Source organism: Nocardiopsis terrae, from assembly GCF_014651695.1.
GTDB classification, from domain to species: Bacteria; Actinomycetota; Actinomycetes; order Streptosporangiales; family Streptosporangiaceae; genus Nocardiopsis; species Nocardiopsis terrae.
In genome coordinates this window covers 678,647-703,064 of record NZ_BMXJ01000001.1, presented here as the reverse complement: position 1 = coordinate 703,064, position 24,418 = coordinate 678,647, and the positions used below count along the sequence as shown (strand labels likewise).

The window sequence follows — 24,418 nt, the reverse complement described above, 5'->3', positions numbered from 1 at the left end:
GAGGGCTCAATTGGGCGGGTGTCTGGAGTCGGATTCGGTTTCCGGCGGCGGGTGCGGCGCGCTCAAATGAGCACCGGTAACCCCGGGGCAGAGTTTTCCAAAGCGTCATGACCGGCATTTCGGAAGTGGTGCTACTCTAGCCCAGCATTTCGCGATCGGGTGCGCCGTCCCGCCTTCGGGCGTTCTGGCAAGGAATGGCGAACCCTGACCTCGTCCCTTCCCGGGGTGTCTTTATCACACCCCGCATTCCGACCCAGCCACCGTCGTCCAGTGAGGAGGGCCGATGCCGGACGCCGTCACCGCCGACCTGTGCCGCCTGGTCGTGCGCGCGCCCAACGCCGTCTTCGAGATCGCGGTCCCGTGCGACCTGCCGCTGGCCGAGTTGCTGCCCACGTTCGTGCTCTACGCCGAGAACGAGAACGAGGACCTGGACGAGAGCGGGCTCGAGCACGGCGGATGGGTGCTCCAACGGCTGGGGTCACCGCCGCTGGACGAGGGCGAGACGGTCGAGACGCTCGGTCTGACCGACGGCGAGACCCTCCACCTGCGGGAGCGCTCCAACCAGATGCCGGAGATCCACTTCGACGACCTCGTCGACGGGGTGGCCGACTCACTGGCCGACCGCTCCGACGCGTGGGGCCCGGCCGTCTCCCGGCGAGCGCTGACCGCCACCGCGGCGGTGGGCTTCGCCGGTGCCCTGGGCCTGCTGACGATGCTCGGCCCCGTCTGGATCGCCGGTGCCACCGCCGCCGCGACGGGCCTGCTCCTCCTGCTCGCCGCGGGTGCCGCCGCCCGCGCCTTCGACGCCCCCGTCGCCGGCGCCGTCACCTGCGGTGCCGCCGTGCTGTTCATGGCGTTCGCGGGCGCCACACTGCCGGACGGCGACCCCGGCACCGCCCTCACCGGGGCACGGATGCTCTCCGCCGCCTCGACCGCGACCGGCGCGGCGGTCCTGGCGATCGCCGCGGTGGCGGCCTGCCTGCCCTTCTTCGCGGCCGTCATCGGCACGTCCCTGTTCACCGCCGCGGCGGGCGCCCTGCTCATGTTCTGGGACAACGCCCCGCCGCAGGGAGCGGCCGCCGCGGCCGCCGCCCTGGCGCTGCTGCTCTGTTCCCCCGCCCCCGCCCTGGCCTTCCGGATGGCGGGGATGCGCCTGCCCCCGCTGCCGGCCGGAGCCGCACAGCTCGGCGAGTACATCGACCCCCACGCGGCCCGCGAGGTGCGTACGCGCACCCGCCGCGCGGACCACTACCTCGCTGCCCTGCTGGCCGTGGCCGGAGCGGTGTGCGCGGTCGCGCTGACCGTCCTGGCCGCCTACCCCGGCTGGCCGTCCTCCTCGGCCGGCGTGTGCGTATCGGTGGTCCTGCTGCTCCAGGCGCGCGGGCTCAGCGGTGTCTGGCACCGGGTTTTCCTGCTGGGGCCCGGCGTCTACGGGCCGGTGGCCCTGGCGGTCGGGGGCGGGCTCCTCGGCGGCGACACGGCCCGCATGGTCCTGTTCGGCCTGCTCCTGGTCGCGGCGCTCGTGCTGCTCCTGGCGGCCTGGTCCGTGCCGGGCACCCGTCCCGTCCCGCACTGGGGGCGGGCCGGGGAACTGGTCCAGAGCCTCGCCGCGATCGTCCTGGTGTGCCTGGTCCCCGCGAACCTCGGGCTGCTGGCGCTGCTGAGGGGGATCGGCGGATGAGGCGCATCGGAAGGCGGGCGAGCTGATGCAGACCCGTCGCGACCAGGTTCAGGCGCACTCGTTCATGGTGCGCAGGCTTTCCACGGCCGTGTCCGCCGCCGACCCCGACGCCGCTGAGGCGCCCCTGCGGCGCACCCGCAACGGCTCCTTCATCGGACTCGTCCTCGCGGCACTGCTGTGCGTCGGATTCCTCGTCTTCGGCCTGATCTTCCCCGGCGGAGCCACCACCTGGCGCAACGAGGGGACGGTCGTCGCCGTCAAGGGCGGCGCCGGCCGGTACGTCTTCTCCGACGGTGTCCTCTGGCCGGTGGCCAACCAGGCCTCGGCCCTGCTGCTGGCGGAGGCGGGAGAACCGGTCCAGGTCGCCGCCGACTCGCTCGAGGGCACCCCGGTAGGGGCCCCGCTGGGCATAGCCGGGGCCCCCGACGGTTTGCCCGCCACCGACGCGGAGGGCCCCCTCACCTGGCAGGTGTGCGCCACCACCGTCGACGCCGGTGGGGGAGCCGAGACCCTGACCTCGCTCGCCCTGGGCCGGTCGCCCACGGGAACCCCGGTCGGGGAGGACGGCGCCGTCCTGGTCCGCGGCTCCGACGGGGGGAGCCACCTGCTGTGGAACGGCAGCCGCCTGGCCGTCGACGAGGAGCACGGCGCCCTGGAGTCCCTGGGATACGGCACCACGGCCCCCCACCCCGTCTCGGCCGCCCTGCTGGACGGACTGCCGGCCGGGCCCGAGCTCGCCTCGCCCGACATCGACGGACGCGGTGGGGCCGGGCCGCGCATCGGCGGCGCGGACACCCGGGTGGGCCAGGTCTTCACCGTCCCGGCCGCCGAAGGCAGCCCCGCGCAGTTCTACGTGCTCACCCGGGGCGGCCTCACCCCCACCGACACCACCCGCGCCCGGCTGCTGCTGGGGCATCCGCTCACCGCGGAGGACGCCTACGGGGGCGACGAGGCCGCACCGGTCGAACTCGCCGCCTCCCAGGTGCGCGAGCACCTGTCGGATGAGGAGCCGGTCACCGGCGGACTGCCCGCCACACCGCCTCCCCTGACCGACCCGCAGGGCGCGGCGCTGTGCACCGTCCACCGGGGGGAGGGGACGCCGACGCTCTCGCTCACCGCCCCCGCCGAGATCGGCGGCCGTGCCGCACGCCCTCCCGTCGGCAGCACGGCCGCCTGCACCGCCCCCGACCTCATCGACATCCCGGTCGGAGAGGGCGGTCTGGTCAGGGCGTCCCCGGCGGGCGGAACCGCACTCCGCGGTGCCTACTTCCTGGTCACCGACACCGGAGCCAAGTACCCGGTGCCCGACGCCGGGGCCGCGGAGCGGCTCGGCTACGCGCCCGGCGGGGCGGCCACCGTCACCACCGCCCTGCTGGACCTGCTGCCCACCGGACCCGACCTGACCCCGCAGGCCGCCGCGGAACCCGTCGGCGCGCTCGCGGAACCGGGAGAACCCCGGTGCCTTTCCCACTGACGCGCAACAGAACAGGAGACTCCCATGTCGATGATGCGCAGTACCGACCAGGCCATGCGCACCGGTCGCGAGGCCATGGAGACAGCCCACACCACGTGCAACGGCGTCTACACCACGGTCGACGCCGTGCGGGACCTGCTCGGCGGCAACTGGCGGGGCGGCGCCGCCACCCAGTACGACACCGCCCTGGTCAAGTGGCTCGAGGAGCTGCGTCTGATCACCAACGACATGAACGACATGATCGGCATCCTCGGCGGAACCGAGCGCAACTTCCACCAGATGGAAGACGAGAACATGCTGTCCGCGAACTGGATCACCCAGCTCAACCCGAACCAGGGCGACGTCGCCGCCCGCTGACCCGACCCCGACCGCCTCCGGGACCGGAGGCGCACCACCGAGAGGAACCGGCGCCATGAGTATCGACGGATTCGAGATCACCTACAGCGGGGCCGACGACGCGGGCCTGGACCTGCGCAAGCAGACCGATGTGATCGCGGCGGCGATCGACGAACTGGACGCCAAGGTCCGGGTGGTCAAGGCCGACTGGATCGGTGAGGCCTCCGAGCAGTACGACGAGCGGCTCGCCGCCTGGCGCCGCAACGTGGCGGACATGCGCGCGCTGCTGGGCCACGCACAGGTCTCCCTGGGCGACATCACCGACCGCTACCGCCGCGGCGACCTCCAGGAAGCCGGCAACTGGCAGGCCCGGCGCTGACCTTCCCCCGACGGCCGCGGCGCGGCTCCGACAAACCCGCGCCGCGGCCACCGGGAACGCCGCGCCGCGGCCTGACGAGTTGCAGGACAGCACAGGAGAGGACGACACGTGTCAGAGGACAGGACCAAGGTCACTCTGGACTACCTCCGCACTCTGCGCACGGGCGAGGTCGAGCCGCTGCGCGAGAAGGTGTCGGCGATGAAGACCCGCGCGTCACAGCACTACGAAGGAGACGGGACCGCCTCCGGTGTCAACGTGCCCTTCGGCAACAGCGACCTCATGTCTGCCGCCGGCGAGGTCTCCAAGGAGGTCGCGACCGTGCTCACACAGTTCACCACCATGATCACCGACCTGGAGGAACGCCTGGTCGGGATGTCCGTCGGCATCCGTGACAGCGAGATGCACTTCGACGAGCTGGAGTCCGACGCCGAACTGGACGCAGCCCGCGTCAACCAGATCGTGTCCGGCGGCGCGCCCCTGAGTTCCGGTGGATTCAACGGAACCGGCGACCCCACCGAAGAGACCTCCGAGTCGTCCTGAGCCGCCCCGGCCGGCGGCTCCGCCCCGCCTGCTCTGCGCTGACCGCCCACCCCGCCCCCTGAGGAACTTCCATGGCTGACGAGGATCTCCCCGAGAGCGAGGGAACCGACCCCGACGCCCCCGCTGACGGGGGCGCTTCCGAGAGCGAGGAGGTCGCCCACGCCGTCAACGTCTTCGCCGACGCGGACGAAGAGGGCTCGGTCCCCCCGATGGGCACCGCCCAGGCGGTGCGGGACACCAACTGGTTCTCCAACTACTTCTGGAACGTCGGCGACCCCAAGGACGCGGACGAGTGGTTCGGTTTCTCCGACCGCTCCTCCGACGCGGAACTGCTCGGCGGCTACGAGTGGGGGTACGCGGTCTACTCGGGCATCCACGTCAACGACGCCGTCAAGGAGCGCGGGGACACCGTATGGGGGCGTTTCATCGACCGGATGCCCACCATCCTCAACGCCGCCTCCGACCCCTCGCAGGGCAGTGACACCTTCAACAGCGGTGTTCTCAGCCGGATCGAGACCGACCTCGGCGACTTCCGCGACTTCGCCAACGCCCGCTACGACGACCTGTGGGCGCTGTACGAGGAGATCAAGCCCGGCAACGAGAAGTTCGAGGGCGCGGGGGCCGAGGCTCTGGGCCAGTACATGAGGACCGTGGCCCTCGAATTCAAGAACATCGCCAACTTCGTCGACCCGGCGGTCGACGCGGTGAACTCGGCGCGCAGGGCCGCCAACCCCACCTACATCCAGTCGGTGATCAGCGCCTACAACGAATGGGTCGGCAGCCCCGAGCACTCCCCGCGCCGCCTGATCCGCACCTGGTGGGAGGAGCAGCGGCAGCAGGTCACCTACGAGGGCGGCATCATCAAGATCCGCGGTATGCGGACCGACGAACAGGCCACCTGGGAGACCTTCGAGACGGAGGTCAAGGAGCGCTGGTGGGAGAGCCTGGAATCGCTGCGCAAGGCCGTGACCGGCGGTATCTCCGACGTCGCCACGTCCTACAACAACGCCTCCTCGGCGATTCTGCCCTTCACGCCCGTCCCGACCTCCAGCGAGTCGCACTCCGGTACCGGTGGTGACGGTGACGGTCGCACGGTCGAGGACATCGTTGACGACTACCTGAACGGCGGTGGTGACGGTGATGGCACTGATGGCACTGATGGCGGTGACGGTCGCACGGTCGAGGACATCGTCGATGACTACCTGAACGGCGGTGGTGACGGTGATGGCACTGATGGCGGTGACGGTCGCACGGTCGAGGACATCGTCGATGACTACCTGAACGGTGGCGGTGACGGTGATGGCACTGATGGCGGTGACGGTCGCACGGTCGAGGACATCGTTGACGACTACCTGAACGGTGGCAGCGGCAGCGGTGTCGGAGACGGCACTGGTGACGGCGGCGGTGATGGTGCCGGTGGCGGTACTGGTGGTGATGGCCGCAGTGTCGAGGACATCGTCGACGATCACCTGAACAACCAGGGTCCCGAGGGAAGCGGGGGGCCGCTTCCGGAGGACTCCGGGGGACAACCCGTTCCCGGGGGTTCGGGTGATCTCAACGGCTCACCGGGCTCTCCGGGATCGCTGGACCTGGAGGATCCTCCGGGCTCACAGAACCTCGACGGATCCGGTTCGCTCGGCGCGGACGGCTCGCCTGACGGCTTCGGCGACGGCAGTGACCTCTCCTCCTCGTCGGACGGCGGCGGGCCGGGAGGTTTCGTCCCGCCTCCCGTAGCCCCGGGCATGGGCGGTATGGGTCTCGGTGGTTCCGGAGGCGGCGCGGGCAACTCCGGGCGGCGGGACCAGGGGGGACCGCTTCCGGACGGCACTCTGCTCCCGGACGGTTCCCGAGCCGACGGTGGTAGCGGCGGTCTGCCTTCGTCCATCGGGGGAGTCCCGCCCGGCACGGGAGAGTTCGAGTCCTCCCCGGACGACGACGACAGGAGCGCACTGGTTCCACCGCCGAGCCGTGTGCCCACCGGGACGGGTGACCCCGGTGGTCTGGACCTCTCGTCTTCGGGTGGTCTCGGGGGTCCGGGGGGTGTGGATCTTCCGGGTGGTTCGGATGATCCGGTTCTTGGTGGTTCGGGTGGTCCCGGTGGTCTGGGCCTTCCGTCTTCGGGTGGCTCGGGTGGTCTTGAGGGTCCGGGCGGTGTGAATCTTCCGGGGACTTCGGATGACCCGGTTGTTGGTGGGTCGGGTGGTCTTGAGGGTCCGGGCGGTGTGGGTCTGCCTGTGCCTGGTGGCTCCAGTGGCCTCGGGGATTCGGGGGGTGTGGGTCTTCCGGGTGGTTCGGAGTCCCCGATCCTTGGCGGTTCGGGTGGTCTTGAGGGTTCGGATGATCTGGGTCTGCCTGCGCCTGGTGGCTCCGGTGACCTCGGGGCCCCGGGCGAGGTGGACTCGTCGGCTCCGGGTTCCGGGGCGGGCGGCAGCGGCGACCGTACCCCGATCGGGCGTGACGGTCCCGTGCTGACACCACCCCCCGTGCTCACACCACCCTCCGGGCTCGGCTCCCTCGACAGCCCGGGAGGAGCCGGTTCCGGCTTCCCAGGAGGCAGCGAGATCACCGCCCGGCCGGACTCGGGCTCCGTCGGCGGGAGCACCGAAGGATCCGGCGGTGGCAGGGGTGCCGGGCCGGGTGGGACCAGCCCGCTGGGCGCCTTCGGCGCGGGAGGGGGAACTGACGGCTCCCTCCAGTCAGGAGCCGTCGGCACCCCTGGAACACCCGGAACTCCGGGCACACCAGGCATGCCGATGATGCCGCCGGGCGGCGCAGGCGGCGCGGGCGGTGGTGGAGCCGGATCGCAGGAACGCAGCCGCACCACGTGGCTCGCGGAGGACGAACGGGTGTGGGGCACTTCCGCACGGGGCGGACCCGCCTCGCTGGGGCGGCCGGGAACACGACAGGACAAGGGAGTGAGCAGCGGTGGACATGTCCCTGCAAGGGCAGATGGAGAGGTCCCTCGAACAGCTTCGTCGGACACAGCGGGGCCTGGCGGAGGCAAGCGCAAACCTGGAGTCGGTTACCGCCGAAGCGGTGTCCAAGGACCGGATGGTCAGCGCGACGGTGAACGCCAGAGGCGAGATCGCTGAGCTGAGGTTCCACACCGACAAGTACCGGTCGATGGCGCCCGCCGAACTCGCCTCGGCCGTCACCGAGGTGATCGAACGGGCGCGGCGCGACGTGGCCCAGAAGGTCTCCGAGGCCATGCGGGGACTGGTGCCGGGGGACTCCGCGGCACGGGAGCAGGCGGTGGCCGGCGACCCCTCGGCCCTGCTGGAGGAACTGGGCCTGGGGAAGGTCAACCCGCCCGCGTGACGGGCCGCCGCGGTGCGGGGCGGCCACCGCCGTCCCGCACCGCGGCCACCGCACGGACACGAAGACACGTAACGAGGCAGGAGGGACCATGGCCGACCGCCTTTCCGTCGACCCGGAGTCAGTCGCCAGGGACGGCGCCGAGATCAACGAACTCGCCGCGGAGGTGCGCGCCATCCACCGGTGGTTCATCGACTCGGCCGACGCCCTGGGCCAGTGCTGGGGCGACGGTGACGCCGTGGCCAAGTCGTTCGAGAAGAAGTACCTCCCGGCCCGCGAGCGGTTCGACGTCTTCCTGCAGGCGCTGGGCACCGCGTTCGAGAAGACCGCCGAGGGCACGGTCGACACCGCCAAGCAGTTCGCCCGCTCCGAGCAGTACGGCATCGACGCGGCAACGCGCCTCGGCGGATTCCAGGGCGGCGCCCCCGGCGGCGGGAAGCACTGACCCCATGGGAATGGAACTGCCTCCCGAACTGCGGAACCTGTTCATGGTCCTGACCGGGTCGGAGTGGCCCACCGCCGACGAGACACGGCTGTGGCAGCTCGCCCAGGTCTACGGGACCACGGCTGACCGGTTGCAGGTCGAGCTCCCCCAGCTCGTCATCCGGATCAAGAACAAGGTTCGGGAGAACTTCGACGCCACGGCGGCGGACTTCTTCGACGAGTCGGTGGACCAGTTCACGGCAGGGGAGCGCAACTACCTCGGTGAGGGCACGGCGGTGGCCCGGGGGCTCCAGGAATACGTCCACAACGCGGGCACGCAGGTGCAGTACGCCAAGTGGATGATCATCGGCCAGCTCGTGCAGCTGGCCGCGGAGATCGCCTGGGCGATCGCCATGGCGCCGTTCACGTTCGGCGCCTCCCTGGCCAAGATCCCGATCTTCCAGGCGATCGCCCGCACCGTCGTCGGGCGGGTCATGTTCCGGCTGATCTCGGAGCTGCTCCAGCAGATGATGATCAGCCAGTTCTTCGCGCTCACACTGGACGCGCTGATCCAGCGGATCCAGATCGACAACGGCGTCCGCGACGAGTGGGACACCAAGCTCACGGAGGACGCCGCCAAGGGCGCCATGCTGGACGGCCTGTTCGGCACCGCCGCGGCTTTCGGCGGCAACGCGCTTTCGGACCAGTTCAACCGACTGCTCGGCAACAACACCGGATCGGCCATCGCCCACCAGCTCGACGACCGCTTCCCCCCGGGCAACGGCCCGGGGACGGGCGGCGGGTTGCCCGAGGGGATCGGCTCGGTGATGGGCCGCAACGGTGACGAGCTGCTGCGCCCGTACGGGATGGACGACCGGCCCGGGTGGTCCCGCCCGGTCGACGGGGAGCGCTTCCGCACCGACATGGGGGACCGGTTCGCCGACTCCCTGGGCGGAGCCATGGGACGGGACCAGGCGCGCGATTTCGGTGAGCGTTACGCCGACGCGTTCGCCCGCCACTGGGGGCGGGGCGGCCTCGACGACGCCCTGGGTGACGTGGTGTCGAAGTACGGTCACGGCCTCGACCCGAAGATGCGCGACTTCCTGACCACGGGGGTGCCCGGCGGGGTCCGCGACGGGCTCTCCGCCGTGGGTTCGCACTGGAAGAACTTCCTGGCGCAGCTCGGGGGCCAGGGCATCGCCAACGCGGCTCAGGGGATACTCGGCGAAGGTTTCTTCAACCTGCTTTTCAGCGACGAGAAGACCTTCTCCATCACGTGGCTGTCCGGGGTCTCGGGGTTCGTCTCCGGGGCGGTCCAGCAGAGCCTCACCCAGGGCGGCCTGATGCTCATCGACCAGCTCAAGGGAGCCGGTCTGCCCGACGGGGTACCCGAACTGCCCGATCCGCCGATGGGTCCACACCCTGAGGACGGCGACCGCGGTACCGGTGACGACTCCCCGGACCGGATCAGCGGAGCGCCGGGGACGGGGTCGGGCTCTGACCGGCCCTCCCCGGACCGGTCCTCTTCGGAGGAGGACGGCGGCACCCGTGGCCCGCAGGGGGACGGCACGCCGGAGCAGCAGGGCGGCGGCACGCGCGATGCCGAGGGCGGTGACGCACGCGGCGCACACGACGGCGACACGACGGCCGTTTCCCCGGAGGCTCCGGCTCCCCCGCCGCCCGACCGGGTCGTCACCGAGTCCTCCGCCATGAACGGCCCGACCGACACCGGCCCCTACCGGCCCGCCGCGCCGAGCTCCGGGAACCCCGGTGCGGACAGCCTTCCCGAGACCGGGGGCGCCCCCGTGCGGGGCTCCGACGAGGCCGTTGACACTCCGGCCGAGGACGTGCCGACCCCGAACACGACCTCACGGGATGTTCCGAACCAGGACGTTCCGACTCGGAACGCTCCTGGACATGACGCAACGGTAGGAAACGCTCCTGTTGAGGAGGCTCCGGTTCGGGATGCCTTTGGCCAGGAGGTGCCGGTAGGAAACGCTCCCGCTGAGGACGTTCCAGATCAGGACGCCTCTGGCCAGAACGCTCCGGTGCGGGAGGTCCCGAACCAGGGCGGCGCCGTCTTCGACCGTCCGGATCAGCGGGTACCGGAGAACACGGCTCAGGTGAACGACGGGGGCGGCGCGAGCGGGGTAGGTGCTTCGGACAGCACCGGTGCCGCGCCGATCAGCGGTGGTCCGGAGCGGTCGCCCGACGGGCAGGACCGCACCTCCGACGAGGACGCCCCGACCCGGGTGACGGAAGACCGTACCGACGCCGACGGGCGGACTCCGGACGCTCCGGTTCCGGCGCCGAATCCGAGTCCGGCGCCGAACGGGCAGGGAACGGACGCCGACACGGCGAACCCGCCGCGCCCGGACGGGGAAGGGGCTGGAGAGGGCCGCGACGAAGCTCGGCCCCCGGGCGGCGAAGAGATCGGGGAGGGCAGCGGCCCCGGTGCGCCCTCCCGTGGCGAGGGCGACCAGCAGGGCCTGCCGCGCGACGACGGCGACCTCGGCGCACCCGCCTCCGCGGACGGCCGTGCGCAGGACCCGCCCCAGCACGCGGACGGTGCCCCCGGGTCCGTCGTCGCGCCCCCGCCGGTGAACCCCGCCGCGCAGGGCCAGGAGTCCGCCGGGGACGGACGCCGACAGGCCCCGCCCACGAGCCGGACCGACACACCGTCGGCGGCCCGGCCCCGCCCCGAGCCCGACGCCCCGGCCCCCGTCGCCGAAGGGCTGCGCCCGCCCGGAGCCTGGCAGGACGCCCGTGACGGTGCCGAGACCGCGCGGGTGGGCACCAACCGAGACGGTTCAGGCATCGACACCGACGGGGTCGAGATCCTGGACGGTTCCACCAGGGACCGCCCGGTCGTCTCGGTCGCCGAGCGCGGCTTCGACGTGCGCCGCGTCCCCCTCCCGGACCCCGGGCCCGAGGGCCCGACCCATGTCACCGAGCTGACGGTCCGGATCAACTTCGACCCCGGCGACGACGTCCGCCCCGAGGAGGCCGACACCGCTCAGCGGGTCTTCCTCGACCGGGTGGACGACGTCCTCAACCAGCGCTACCGGCTGCCCGACAGCGGGGACCAGCTCCACGTCCGGGTGGAGCCGGTCGGTGCCGACGACCGCCCGCACGCCGACGTCACCTGGGTCCGCGACAACCCGGACCTGCCCGGGCGCAGCGACACCGCCAACTGGCGCCTCGACGACGGCGCCGACGTCTGGCTGCACGAGACCCTGCACCGGCTCGGCCTCGACGACGAGTACCGCGACCCTCCCCAGGAGCGGTCCGGCCGACCTCAGGCCGTGCTGCGCGGCTCACCGGACTCCACCGCCGTCCACGAGGCCGGGGGCTACATGGACGCGCCCGGCGGGCGCGACGGCCGGCCTCCGGAGATCCTCAACCGCTACCTGGAGCAGATCGAATCGCAGGCACACGGGGCCTCCCGCTACGATCCGCCCGCCCGGCTGGCCGACCTTCCCGACCCCGTGCACCGAGACCTGGCCGCCCTGCTCGATCCCGAAGGGCGGCAGGACCCCTCCGACACCGTCTCCCTGTTCGGTGCCGCCTACGACAGCCGTGTGCGCGGTCTCGACGAGGACCGGGTCCGTGCCGACCTGCCGCCCCGGCTACGGGACCGCTTCGACCGCACGGTCGCGGAGTGGACGTCCGACGGTCGCCTGGAACGCGCCCTCGGCACGGCGCGCACGGCCGGTATGGAGGCACCGCTGTCGCGGATGCCGGGCCGCCCCGCACCGGTGCCCACCGAGGGCGGCGCGGAGCACCGCGCCGCGGGCCCCCTCTCCGACATCTTCCGGCCCAAGGACGGGAGCGGTGGCAGCAGGCCCGAGGACCATCCGATGCGGGACCTGTCGGAGAACCGGCACCGGAACAGCGGGAACAGGGGTGACGGGACCACCGGCGGCACGGGTGAGGGAACCTCGGGTGCCCCTCGCCGGGAGACGCCCCCGTCGCAACAGGACCGGCCCCAGCCGACCCAGAACGACCAGCCGACTCAGAACGAGCCGACCCGGCAGGGACCGCCCCGGCCGGTGGGCACCGAGGCCACGGGCGTTCCTCCGGAACGGCCGCCGACAGCGAGGCCGGTCGACGCGGAGACGGTGCGGATGCTCGACGCACTCGCCGACGCCGGAACCGACGCGGACGGGGGCGGGTACCCCGGCCTGCGCGTGAACTCCGGCGCTGACGCCCGAGGACTGGGGCGACGCCTGCGCGACCAGCTCACCCGGCACGGCGTGGAACCGGACGGCACGGCGCTCGGCGAGGCCCTCGACCGCATCACCGACGGCCGCGCCCGCCCTGGCGACGAGATCGGGGTCCCCGTCCGCGAGGTCCCCACCGGTGACCGCGCCGGGCGGGACGGCGCCCCTCCGCCGGTGCGCGGGCAGGTGCGGTTCACCGTCGAACGGGCGTGGCGCGAGACCACCGACTCCCCCGACCGGCGGACCGGCGCCACCCACACGGTGGAGACCCGGGCCAAGGCCGTGGGTGCCGGGGCCCAGCAGTCACGCAAGAGCGTCAACCCCGTGCTTCCCGCGACCGTCATCGGCAGTATCGCCGGAAAGACCATGCTGATCTCCCCGCGTCTGAAGGGGTCGGTCGCCGTCCGCCAGCGCGGCAGCGAATACCAGACGAGCGCGGAACGCCGCCACAAGCGCAAGGTCGACGTCGACGGGGAGAACCCGGCCCGCTTCACGGCCGACCTCACCGTGACGGCCTCCCTGGAGGTCGCCCCGCCGCCGGTCCCGCCCGACGGGGGCACCGAGCAGCAGGGGACGAGCGGGCAGCAGCCCCCGCCCGCGCCTCCCGGGACCCGGGACCGGCCGGAGCGGCAGGACGGACGGGAGCGACCGCCCCGGCCGCCGGAGCCGGTCCGGTTCACCGCCAGGCTGGACGACGCCTTCGACGTGGTCCTGCCCGGGCACGTGCGCGACGACGGTGCCGTGGACGGCGGCGGGCAGCGCACCGCCGACCGCCGCGAGGCTCCCCGGGGGTTCCGCACCGACGATCCCGCCTCGCGCGTCGGCGACGGTAACGGCACCCCGGTCCGCGCGCCCCGTTTCTCGCGCACGCTGGGCGTCCTCGACGGCGGACCGCCCGAGAACTTCCCGCTCGACATGCGGACGCTGCGCGAGACCCTGGTCCGGATGGACCACGGGGAGGTGCTGCACATCCCCTACCGGGACGACTCCGGCGACTGGCAGTTCGCCGAACTCAGCGGCGGCCCCGTCGCCTACGAGCGGATCGGCCCGGAGATGGCCGACTCCTCCTTCTCCGACACCGACAAGTCCTCCACCAACGCCCAGAGCAACGCGGGGCGCACCAACAAACAGGAGATCCGTGCGGGGGCCAGCTTCCTCGGCACGATCATCCCCGGAGCGGGGTCGTCCTCCCTGCTGCGGGTGGGCCCCGAGGTGGTCGGCGGCGTCAAGGGAGCCCAGAAGTACACGCGCACCACCGAACACGGGAGCGAGCGCGTGCACGGGCCGGGCACCAAGGGCGACTCCGCCTTCTACCGGGTGACCCGTACCTACCGCGTCACGACCACCGAACAGCAGCACGCGGCCCCCGACGCCGCCGGGAACACCGGTGACGACACCGCCGCCGACCCGCACGGCACGGACGGCGCCGGGCACCACGGCGGTCCGGTACGGCACCAGCCCAGGGTGCGGGCGGGCACGCTGGACCTGACCACCCTCGACCAGGTGTCGACCTCCGACGCCCGGGCGTTGGCCGGGGACGGCGCGGGGCACGCCCCCCGGGGCGGTCCGGCCGCCCCCGCCACCCCGGGCCTTCGCGCCGACCGGGTGGAGCACCTGGGTGAATCGGTCCCGGTGCGGGCCGAATGGAACGACGGACGTCTGCGCGACACCAACGGAGAGGCGCCCCTGACCGCCGTGGCGAACCGCGTCCACCGAGCGGTCTTCGCCGCCCACCCCGAGCTGGTGAACGACCCCGCCGGCCCCGGCGGAGACCGCCGGGGGTTCTGGGGGCGCCTGTGGCGCGGACCGGACCTGCGCGCCCTCAACACGCTGGCGATCCACGAGCAGGTCGGCAGGGCGTCGGCCGAGGCCGACAGCCTGATCACCGACGGCGTCCGGATCGTCCTGCGGGCCGGGGGGCTGCGCAACGCCCTGACGCCCGCCCCGGGACGGTTGCGCACGGTCGTCGGTGCGCTGCCCGGAGCCTCGTCCGTGCGTACCGACGACCGCGACGGAGCCGACTTCGTCACCGTCCGGCTCAGCGGTCGGCTCGACGACGCCCGTTTCGCGGGCTCCCGGAGAGGCGGGTCGCTGAGCTCCGGCCTCAACGCCTCGACCTCCCAGGGGTCGGGCAGGCAGGACACCACCGCCTACGGCGTGGAGGGTTCGGCGGCGCTCCAGGTCCGTCCCGGTGAGACCGCCGCCGCCATGCCCCGCGGCATCGTCGAGGTCGGTGCCGGATACGCCTACGAGCGGGAGAAGACGACCCCCGCGTCCGGCACCCGCAAGTCCGGCGTCGAATCCTCCTCCAGCGCCAAGGGCGAACTGGACGCGTGGACCTACGCGCTCCACCTGGAGGCCTCGATCGGGAGCAACGCGCCCGTCGACGTCACCCCGACGGGCGCCGGTGCGACCGCGGCGGGGCCCCGGCTCCTGGTCGAGGGCCCCAGAACGGCCCCCGTCCCCGGTGAGCTCGGCCCGTTCGGACCGGAGACCGACCGCGCCGCCGAGGCGGACAGGGCCCGCACGGACGCCCGGCAGGCACTGGACCAGGTCCGGCGGGCCCGTGGCAGAGTGGACGAGCTGCGTGCCGAACGGGACCGCCTGGCCGGCCTCACCGAGGAGCTCCCGGACCGGGAGGCCGGCCTGGCCGCTGCTCAGGGCGAAGCCGACAGCGCGCGCCAGGAGGCCGCGCAGGACGATCGGGCCGCCCAGGCGCGGGAGCGTACCGCCACCGAAGCCGAGAACGTCGCCCGTGAAGCACGGCGGCAGGCGGTCCTTGACCGTCTGGAAGCCGCACGGGCCCAGCAGGAGGCGGCGGACCTGCGCAGGAACGCTATCGAGAAGATGCGGGCCTACGCCGAGGCGCTCCGCACGGAGACGGAGGCCCGCGACCGCCACGACGGCGGAGCAGCGCAACCGTCGCGGGAACGGACCCCCGCCTCCGCACCGCTGCCGCAGCCGCGCGACACGGGGGCGGACGCCCTCGGCGATGACGCCGCCCAGAGCGCGGTCGACCGCGCCTGGGACACGGCGGTCGAGAACTGGGAGGCACTGGAGGACGCGGCACGGGACGCGGGCGGTGAGGTGAGGGCCGCCGAGACGGCCTTCCGCGCACCCCCTCGGCAGTCGTCCTCCGACGGCGGCACGGCCGCCCCGCCGCGGCCGACGACCCCGCCGGCGGTCGAGAAGCTGCGCACGGCGGCCAGAGAGGCCGTACAGGCCACCGATCGCCGCAACGAGGAGGCCGACGCTCAGGACGACAGGGCCACCGGGGCGGAGGAGAACGCCGAGCTGCGCGAGGGCGAAGCCTCCGATCGCCGTGCCGAGGCCGACACCGCCCGGCGAAAGGCCGATGGTTCCAAGCGCCTGGTTGAGGAGGCCGGGCTCCGCGTCAACGAGGCGCGTCAGGACCACGACGAGTCCGTCGCCGCGAAGCGTGACCTCCCCGCGAGGGAGCGGGAGCTCACGGAGGCGCTGGACGACGAGCGGCGGGCGCACGCCGGTGCCGCCGCCGCGCACGGGCGCGGAGAGGAGCACCGGTTCGCGCTGGAGCGTGACGCGCGCCTTCGGACGCCCGGGGACCGCACCGACGACGACCGCGACCGCACCGGGGCCCCCGCCCCCGGGGACCGCGCCGGAACACCGCGCCCCCGGGCGGACCTCGACCTCGACGCGCTGCCGCACGCGCCCAAGCACACCGAGGCCCGCAGCCTCTGGGACACCGTGGTGGAAGCCGTCCGCTCCGCCCCCGGATTCACCGCCGCCTCCCGTTCGGGAGAGGCCGTCATCGGCCACTGGCGCGTCCTCAGCTCGGCCAAGGCCCTCGCCGCGCACACCATGGACGTGCACAACGCCGGGCTCCCCCTCCAGGGGCAGTTCGAGGACGGCGTGCGCAGGCGCGCCGACCTCTCCCTCACCCTCCACGCCGAACGCACGTCGATGCGCACCTCCGGCGCACTGCGCGAAAGCGGCGTCGACCTCACCTACAAGACCGAATCCGACAGGGTCACCGGAGCCGGCAGGAGCTCATCGCACAACACGGCGGTCGGAGTGAAGGGGCAGGGCACCCCCAACCCGGCCGACACCAGGAACAACCGCCTGCGTTTCAGCGCGGGCGCGGTTCCCTACGCCTCGAAGCAGACCCGGACCGAGGGGGACACCACCACGTTCGGCGAGGAGGACAAGGTCTCCCTGTCCGGCAGCACCGTGGACGTGACGACCGCCGACCGGTTCACCGTGCAGGCCAGGATCCGCAGCCGCTGGAACCTCCTCGTCTCGGTGCCCTACAGCTCCACCACCGAAACCGCCGGACCCCCGGGGCCCGCAGGTCCCGCCGACGCGACCGGCGGCACCGGCGGCACCGGCGGCGACCGGAACCGGGACGACGGGGCCCGGCACGACGCCGCACCCGACCGCCACGGTGAGCCCGGGTCCACCGAGGCGCGTTACCGCGTCCTCGACCTCGCCCAGAACGCCGCCCTGCCGGGTACCTCCGGCCTCGACGCCGCACTGGCGCGCGCTCGCGCGGCCCCCGACGGCACCGGGTTCGTCCCCGGACGCGAGAGCTCCGGATACGCCCTCAACGGCATCGACACCGCGGGAGCGGTCGAGGGCATCGCCCAGCGGGTGCGGGGCCGGGGGTTCGAACTGACCGAGCAGAGCAAACACGACATCCAGGTGGCCCTGTCGGCCACCAACACCCGGGGGACCAACCGGAGGCTGCAGACCGGCGGACTCGTCCTGCCCGTCCGCGTGCGCGAGGACGCCTTCGGCGAACAGCGCCTCAGCAGCGGCGGTTGGCTGCGCCTGGAACTGGGCCGCAACGGCGACCCCGCCTTCGGCCCGGTCGAGTCGGGGCTGTCCTCGGAGCGCTCCGTCTCGGAGTCCACCGAACACAACGAGTCCCGCGGCAGGCAGAAGAAGCACGGTGTGACCGCCACCGCGGACGGCGGCTTCAACCCCGTCCCGGCCACCGGGACCGGCCCCGGCGGCGCCCCCGCCTTCCCCGGCGACCGCTACTACACCAACACCGGCACCGTCGGTACCGGCTGGGAAACCGCGACCACCAGTACCGAACTGGCCTCCGACACCGACACACGGAACACCTCGCGGACGGTCAAGGTCCCCGGAGTCACCGCCACCACCCCGATGAGGGTCGACTTCACCCTGTCCGTGGACAACTGGCGGGGCGGTTCACGCGGTCCGGTCATCACCGGCACCGTCGACGCGGGAAACCGCAGGGAGGTGTTCCAGGCGGGGACCTTCCGCCCCACGGCGCCCCCCGCGGCCCCCGCGGCCCCCGCGGCCTCCGCCCCGGTCGCCCCCTCCCGGGCAGGCGCCGACGACCCCGAGGTCTTCGCCCGCGACTGGCGCGGCCGACTCGGCCGGGGGGAGACGGCCCTGCCCCCGGTGGAGGGGGTGGGGCAGCGCCCCATCGCCGACGCGGCGCTGCTCGCCCAGGCGCGGGCGCTGGGGTGGCAGCCCGACGCCGCCGAGCGGGTCACGCCCGGGGCCGCCGCCGAACACCTCCGTGAAGGGCGGCCCGGGTCCCGGGCGCACATGCTCGGCGCCGCCGTCGACGAGCAGGTGCTGCGCGGGTTGTTCGACGCGGCCTCCGGGAGCCGCGGCGCCGTCCTGGTGGGCAGGGACCCCCAGGGGCCCTTCGCCGTCCCCGGCCTGGAGACCCGGCTGTTCACCCAGGTCGACCCGGGCGGGGCCACCGTCATCGGGGCGACCGGGGAACTGGCGACCGGCAACGACACCCAGAAGCTGCACCGGGACGAGCGCTCCACCGCCCACGCCGGATCGACCGCGCTCACCACCGGGCTGGACCTGTCGGGTATGAAGGCCGTGCAACAGCCCGTCTCCGACTTCAACGAGAGCCGGGCTCTGGTCGGCGGCGGCGTGGCCACCGCCGGAGCGAACAGCACCGCGGCGGGCGGCGGCAAGCAGTCGTCCTCCACGATGCGCACCGACACCGCCGCCCCCGTCAAGGGGCGCGGCTACCTGGTGCGCTTTCCCGTCGACGCCCTGCTCATCGCCCAGGACACCGCGTCGGGCGGGCCGCCTCGGGCGGAGTGGGCCAAGTCCACCGTCGACGTGTGGCTCAGCACCGACCAGCTCCGGACGATAGCCACCGGAGTCAACGACGACTCCGTCGCCTCGTGGGACGCCGTGGCACAGCGCCAGACCGAGGCCGCCGCCACCGAGAAGGCCCTCGGCGCGGCGGTCGACCGGGAAGCGGGTCTGGACCGGTCGGAGGAAGCCCGGGCGAGCGCCCGCACCGCCGCCGACCTGCTGTCCCTCGGCTCCGACTCGGACCCCCGGATCTGGGCGCCCGAGACCTCCGAAGGGGTTCGGGCCGTACGCGACTACCTCGGCTCCACGGACGACGACCACGGTTGGGGCCGACCGGCCGACCGGACCGAGGCGGAGCACCGGGCCGCCCTGGACGGGCTGACCGCGCTCCAGCGGGGCACGGGAACCCCCGGAGGGCTCCCCGCGGAAACGGTGGGAGCACTACGCGACCTGGTCGAAAGCCGAAACGCCCTGCACACCGCGCTGAGCTCGCACCGGGCGGCCCTGGACGCCTACTTCACGGCCCTGGACACCGCCTTCGCACCCCCGGCCCGACCCGACCCTCTCGCACCAACAGACCCTCCCGCGCCGCCGGCGGGCACCACGCCCCTGCAGGCGGCATTCGACAGCGCCCTCAACCCGCCCGCCGGATAGGCGCCCGGAACCATCCCCACCCGCGCCGCCCCTCCGCGGCCGGTCCCCGATCCGCCGGAAGACATCCGGTGCCCGAAAGGACGAGACGAAGAATGACGGACAGAACCCAGACACCACGCGGCCCCGGCCGTGCGGGGCCCGTCCTCAGCTCGACGGGGGAAGCCCCCTCGGCGGCGGCCAAGGACGCCATCGGGTCCCCGCCCGAGCGGAGCCCGGCCCGGTCCGCCCCCGCCCCCTACGCCCCCGACCCCGTCGCGGCCGGGGCCACGGCCGAGAGCGCCGATCGCGGACGCCGGGCCCTGCTCTCCGCGCTGGCGATGCGCGGCGTCGGCGCCGCCCGCCCCGTCGACGGGGCCGACAACACCGACAGCGAGCGTTACCGGCCGAGTCGGCCGGTCCTCGCGGTCGCGGCCATCGCGGGTCTGCTGCTGGTGGCGGCCCCGTTCGGCCTCTCCGTGGCCGAGGAGCACCAGGGCGCCGCGCTCCTCAACGGTGACCTCGCCTCGGGTGCCTCCACCGACCCGGCAACCGCCACCGCCTCGGGCGCCGAAGCACAGGGGGGAGGGACCCAGGAGGGAGCCTCGGGAGGAGCCCAGGGAGGAGCCCAGGAGGGGGTGCAGGGGTACGTCCCCGAGGTGCTGCCGGAGAGCCCGGGCGTTCCCGGAGCGGATTCCGGAGCCGACCCGGGGGCCGGTTCCGCACCCGGTTCCGTCGCGGAAGGGTCCTCCGGGGGACCGGGCAGCGGCGGTCTGCCCGAACGGCCCGTGGAACCCCGGTCCGGTGGTCCCGAGGGCGTACCCGTCCCCGGATCGTCCGAGGGAGAGGACGACCGGGGCGAGGCCTGGGACGGCGGGGGCGGTGACGGGAGCGAGCCCGTGGGCGTGACCGTGGAGGAGGGATCGCTGCTGGCGGACCTGCTGGCCGAACGTGACGGGGGTTCCGAGGAGCCCGCGAAGCCCGAGGAGCCCGCGAAGCCCGAGGAGCCCGCGAAGCCCGAGGAGTCCGGCGGGTCCGCGAAGCTCGAAGAACCCGGGGAGCCCGAGGAGCCCGCGCCCGGTAGGGGCGAGGACTCCGAGAAGGACACCGGGGGCGGCGAGGCTGCCGGGACACGCAGCACCGGGAAGGAAGACCCCGCCGAGGAAGGCTCCGCCGAGCAGGGCGCCGGGCCGGACGGGGACGTCGCGGAGGCGGGGCTGCTCAGCGCCGGTGCCGACAGCGTCCAGGAGGGGGCCGACGGCAGCCGACCCGAACCCGAGCCCGCACCCGAACCCGAGCCCGCACCGGAGCCCGCGTCCGCACCGGCCCCCGCGCCGGAGCCGGAACCCGCGCCCGAACCCGCGCCCGCGCCCGAACCCTTCCGTGCGGTCGCCGGACCCGGCTGCCAGGCGGAGGGGGCCCGGTACCAGGTGCACGGCGGAGGCGTCTGGCGCTCGGGACCGGCGGGCTACTCCGGTTCCGGATGTGACGACGGCTTCGACGTCATGGCCGTGAGCGGCGACCCCGGCGGCGGCGACACCTCCGCGGAGTGGACGTTCTGGCCCGGGCGCCCGGGCGCCACCTGCACGGTCAAGATCCTCGTGCAGAACGGCCCCGAACCGCTGTGGGCGAACGGGGTGCCCACCCACTACGAGGTGTTCGACGGCGAGACCGCCGGCGGATCCCCCCGCGGCGGCTTCGACGTCACCCGTCCCGACAGCGGCCGGTACTGGGCACTGACCGAGATCCACGACGTCGGGGAGTCGTTCACGCTGCGCGCGCGCAACGCGGGCGCCGTCCCCGAAGGGGGCGAGGCGCCCCAGCTCCCCCTGTCGGTCGTCGAGGCCGAATGCCGCTGACCGGAGCGTAGGCGCCCAGAACCCCGAACCGGTACAGAAGTAGGACGAGCCCGCGGACCCACCGGTCCGCGGGCACAGAAAGGAAGACGACAGGCGATGAACCGTCACGTGCGCGCGGTCGACCCCTCCGGCGGAGCCGAGTTCCGCACCATCGGCGAAGCCCTCGCCGCCGCAGGTGACGGCGCCGTACTGTCCCTGGCGCCGGGCCGCTACGACGAGCGGCTCGTGCTCACCCGCGTGGTCACCCTGATGGCGGCCGAGGGGCCCGGGACCGTCGAGGTCCTGTGCTCCTCGGGCTCCGCCGTCACCTCGGTGGCCGAGGCGGTCAAACTCACCGGCCTCGTCCTGCGCGGACGCGACCCGGAGGCCCCGGTGGTCGACGCCGCCGCCGGGCAGGTCGAACTGGCCGACTGCGAGGTCGAGGGGGCCGCGTGGGCGGCGGTGCTCGCCCGGGGAGAGGGGGCCCTGGCACTCCGGGGCTGTACCGTCCGCTGCACCGTCGGAGCGGGCATCGTCGTCACCTCCGCCCAGCCCAGCGTCATCGAGGACTGCCTTATCGAGGACGTCGGCACCAGCGGTGTCGTGATCAACGACAGGGGCGCCCCGGAAGTACGCCGGTGCACCATCCGGGACGCCGGCGCCAACGGCCTCTACGCCGCGGGCGGCGGCGCCGGCCACATCAGCGACTGCACCGTCTCGGGCACCGCCAAGGCCGCCGTGGTGATCGAGGAACACGCCGCCACGGGCCTCAGCGGACTGCGGGTGCACGCGGTCGCCGACGACGGGGTCGTGCTCTCCACCCATTCGTCCGTGGTCGTCACCGACCTCGTCGTCGAGCAGCCCGCCGGCCGCGGCCTGGTTCTGCGCGCCGGCACCGACCCGCGGCTGGACCGGGTCCGGATCACCGGCAGCGGCGCCGCCGGCATCGTCGCCGAGGACAAGGCCCGCGGCCACGTCCGCGACTGCGAGGTCCGCGACTCCGGTGCGGAGGGGGTCGGTGTCACGGGTCGTTCCTCCACCGCGTTCAGCGGTCTGACCGTGCACGGCACGGAGGCCGCCGGGATCCGCGTCACCGAGGACTCCACCGCCGAGTTCGACCGCGTCACCGTGGGGCGTACCGCCGGGCCCGGGGCGGAGATCCTCTCCGGTGCGGCGCCCTTCCTCCGCAACGGCACGGTGACCGGGGCGCGGAGCCACGGTGTGCGCTGGGACGGCGGCGGCGGACGCGTGGAGGACTTCGAGATCGCCCGCGCCCGCCGGACCGGGGTGTACGCCGCGGCCGGAGCCCGGGCCTCCCTGAGCGGGGTGCGGGTCATCGGTGCCCGGGAGAACGGTTTCGCCGCCGTCGGAGGCGCGGTGCTCGACCTGCGCGACGGCGAGGCCTCCGGGTGCGGCGGCGACGGCGTGGCCGTGCACGCCGAGGGCGAGATCACCGCGCTGCGCGTGCGTTCGCACGAGAACACCCGCAACGGGGTCCTGGTGGCCGCCGGCGGCCGCGCCGTGCTGCGCTCCTGCGAACTGGCTGGCAACGGCGGCGACGGGGTCCTCGTCGGCAGCGGCGAGGACGTCGTCCTCGACGGTTGTACCGTGCGCGCCAACGGCAGGGCGGGGCTGCGCCAGACCGTCGCCGGAGGCCGCCTCAGGGCGGACTCCCTGGTCAGCGAGGACAACCAGGCGGAGGACCGGTACGGGCCCGACGCCGTCCCCGCCGACACCGCGACGGGGACGGCCGCCGGGGACGACCCCGAGGAGGACGAGGAGCGGGGGCCGCTGGCCGAGCTCCAGGCCCTCATCGGCCTCGACGGCGTCAAGGACGAGGTCACCACCCTCGTCAACCGGAACAGGATGGCCCGCCACCGCGCCGAGATGGGCCTGCCCTCGCCGCCGGTGGCCCGGCACCTGGTCTTCGCGGGTCCGCCGGGTACCGGCAAGACGACCGTGGCCCGCCTCTACGGACGTGTCCTGGCCGACCTGGACGTGCTGCGCTACGGGCACGTCGTCGAGGCCGCCCGGGCGGACCTGGTCGGCCAGTACGTCGGCGCCACCGCCATCAAGACCACCGAGGTGTTCGAGAAGGCGCGCGGCGGCGTGCTGTTCGTCGACGAGGCCTACACGCTCTCGGCCGAGGACGGCGGCGGTTTCGGCCAGGAGGCCATCGACACCCTGGTCAAGCTGATGGAGGACCACCGGGACGAGGTGGTCGTGATCGTCGCCGGCTACGCGGCCGAGATGGACGGTTTCCTGTCCTCGAACCCCGGCCTGGCCTCGCGTTTCTCGCGGACCGTCACCTTCCCCAACTACGGCACCGAGGAGCTGGTGCTCATCGTCGAGCGCCTCGGCGCCGCCCACAGCTACAGCCTCTCCCCGGGCCTGCGGCCGCTGCTGCGGCAGCACTTCGAGGCGCTGCCCAAGGGGCCGACGTTCGGGAACGGCCGCGAGGCCCGCAGGGTCTTCGAGGAGATGGTGGACCGCCAGGCGCACCGGCTCGGCGAGGACCCGCCCGCCGACCCCGCCGAGCTCACCGTGCTCACCCCCGAGGACCTGGGAGCCCGTCCCGAGCAGTCGTCCGGCCCCGGCGGGGCCGACGTCGCCGGGCTCCGTGCCGAACTCGACGCCCTGACCGGCCTGGCCGAGGTCAAGTCCACCGTCAACGACCTGGTCAACGTGCTGGTCTCCGCCGAGCGCCGGCGCGGGATGGGCATGCCGACGCCCAGCCTCAGCCACCACCTGGTCTTCTCCGGTCCGCCCGGCACCGGCAAGACCACCGTCGCCCGGCTCTACGGCCGGCTGCTGCGCGCCCTGGGCGCGCTCCCCGGCGGCCACACGGTGGAGGCGGCCCGCTCCGACCTGGTCGGACGCTATATCGGCCACACCGCCCAGCTCACCCTGGAGACCTTCGAGAAGGCGCGCGGCGGGGTGCTGTTCATCGACGAGGCCTACACCCTCACCCCGTCCGGAGCCAACGGCGACTTCGGCCAGGAGGCCGTGGACACCCTGGTCAAGCTGATGGAGGACCACCGGGACGAGGTGGCCGTGATCGTGGCCGGATACGACGCGGAGATGCGGCGCTTCCTCGACTCCAACCCGGGGCTCGCCTCGCGTTTCTCCCACCACGTGCGGTTCGCCGACTACTCCGACGGGGAACTGGTCTCCATCGTGGGCCGGATGGCCGCTGACAGCGGGTTCACCGTCCCGGAGGAGACCGCCTCCGCACTGGGGGAGCACTTCGCCTCGGTGCCGCGCACCGACTCCTTCGGCAACGCCCGCTACGCGCGCCAGGTCCTGGAACGCATGATCACCCGCCAGGCGGGCCGCACCGTCGCCCTCGCCGAACCCACACGTGAGGATCTGACCCTGCTCACCCCAGCCGACGTGCCCTGACCGTGCCGGGGCAGCCGCTCCTGCGGTCCCCGGTCCGGTCCGTCCCGGACCGGGGACCCGGCGGGGCCCGGGTCGGTGTCGGCCCGGGCCCCGCCG

Annotated in this window: 11 protein-coding genes; all 11 read left to right on the top strand. The window is 73.7% G+C overall.

All coding sequences use genetic code 11. From position 1 onward, the window contains the following. The first annotated feature begins 283 nt into the window (after positions 1–283). The 11 genes from eccD to IE195_RS03180 all read left to right on the top strand — a co-directional run bounded on the left by eccD (position 284) and on the right by IE195_RS03180 (position 24,322). A complete protein-coding gene (eccD, locus tag IE195_RS03225) occupies positions 284–1,681 on the top strand; it encodes a type VII secretion integral membrane protein EccD (protein ID WP_191267836.1) in 1,398 nt (465 codons plus the stop codon). 25 nt (positions 1,682–1,706) lie between these two features. Continuing rightward, positions 1,707–3,155 carry a type VII secretion protein EccB gene (eccB, locus tag IE195_RS03220; protein WP_191267835.1) on the top strand — a complete coding sequence of 483 codons (1,449 nt, stop codon included), beginning with the start codon at positions 1,707–1,709 and terminating at the stop codon, positions 3,153–3,155. 24 nt (positions 3,156–3,179) lie between these two features. Beyond that, positions 3,180–3,512 (top strand): WXG100 family type VII secretion target, encoded by a 333-nt coding sequence (locus tag IE195_RS03215; protein WP_191267834.1) that lies wholly within the window; start codon positions 3,180–3,182, stop codon positions 3,510–3,512. 55 nt (positions 3,513–3,567) lie between these two features. Further along, entirely contained in the window at positions 3,568–3,870 is a 303-nt protein-coding gene (locus IE195_RS03210) for a WXG100 family type VII secretion target (protein WP_191267833.1), read from the top strand. Positions 3,871–3,978: 108 nt separating this feature from the next. Further along, positions 3,979–4,410 carry a hypothetical protein gene (locus IE195_RS03205; RefSeq protein ID WP_191267832.1) on the top strand — a complete coding sequence of 144 codons (432 nt, stop codon included), beginning with the start codon at positions 3,979–3,981 and terminating at the stop codon, positions 4,408–4,410. A 71-nt stretch (positions 4,411–4,481) separates the two neighbouring features. Further along, positions 4,482–7,502, top strand: a complete 3,021-nt coding sequence (locus IE195_RS26045) for a hypothetical protein (protein WP_229826062.1) — start codon at positions 4,482–4,484, stop codon at positions 7,500–7,502. Then, positions 7,402–7,728, top strand: a complete 327-nt coding sequence (locus IE195_RS03200; protein ID WP_225943699.1) for a YbaB/EbfC family nucleoid-associated protein — start codon at positions 7,402–7,404, stop codon at positions 7,726–7,728. Before IE195_RS26045 ends, IE195_RS03200 begins: the two co-directional genes overlap by 101 nt. An 88-nt stretch (positions 7,729–7,816) precedes the next feature. Next, entirely contained in the window at positions 7,817–8,170 is a 354-nt protein-coding gene (locus tag IE195_RS03195; RefSeq protein ID WP_191267830.1) for a hypothetical protein, read from the top strand. Between the two features lie 4 nt (positions 8,171–8,174). After that, on the top strand, positions 8,175–19,106 hold the full coding sequence (locus IE195_RS03190; RefSeq protein ID WP_191267829.1) for a WXG100-like domain-containing protein: 10,932 nt from the start codon (positions 8,175–8,177) through the stop codon (positions 19,104–19,106). Between the two features lie 92 nt (positions 19,107–19,198). After that, the gene (locus IE195_RS03185) at positions 19,199–20,941 is read left to right on the top strand and encodes a hypothetical protein (protein WP_191267828.1); all 1,743 of its coding nucleotides are present in this window, start codon (positions 19,199–19,201) and stop codon (positions 20,939–20,941) included. A gap of 96 nt (positions 20,942–21,037) precedes the next feature. Beyond that, the gene (locus tag IE195_RS03180) at positions 21,038–24,322 is read left to right on the top strand and encodes a right-handed parallel beta-helix repeat-containing protein (protein ID WP_191267827.1); all 3,285 of its coding nucleotides are present in this window, start codon (positions 21,038–21,040) and stop codon (positions 24,320–24,322) included. Positions 24,323–24,418 lie beyond the last annotated feature (96 nt).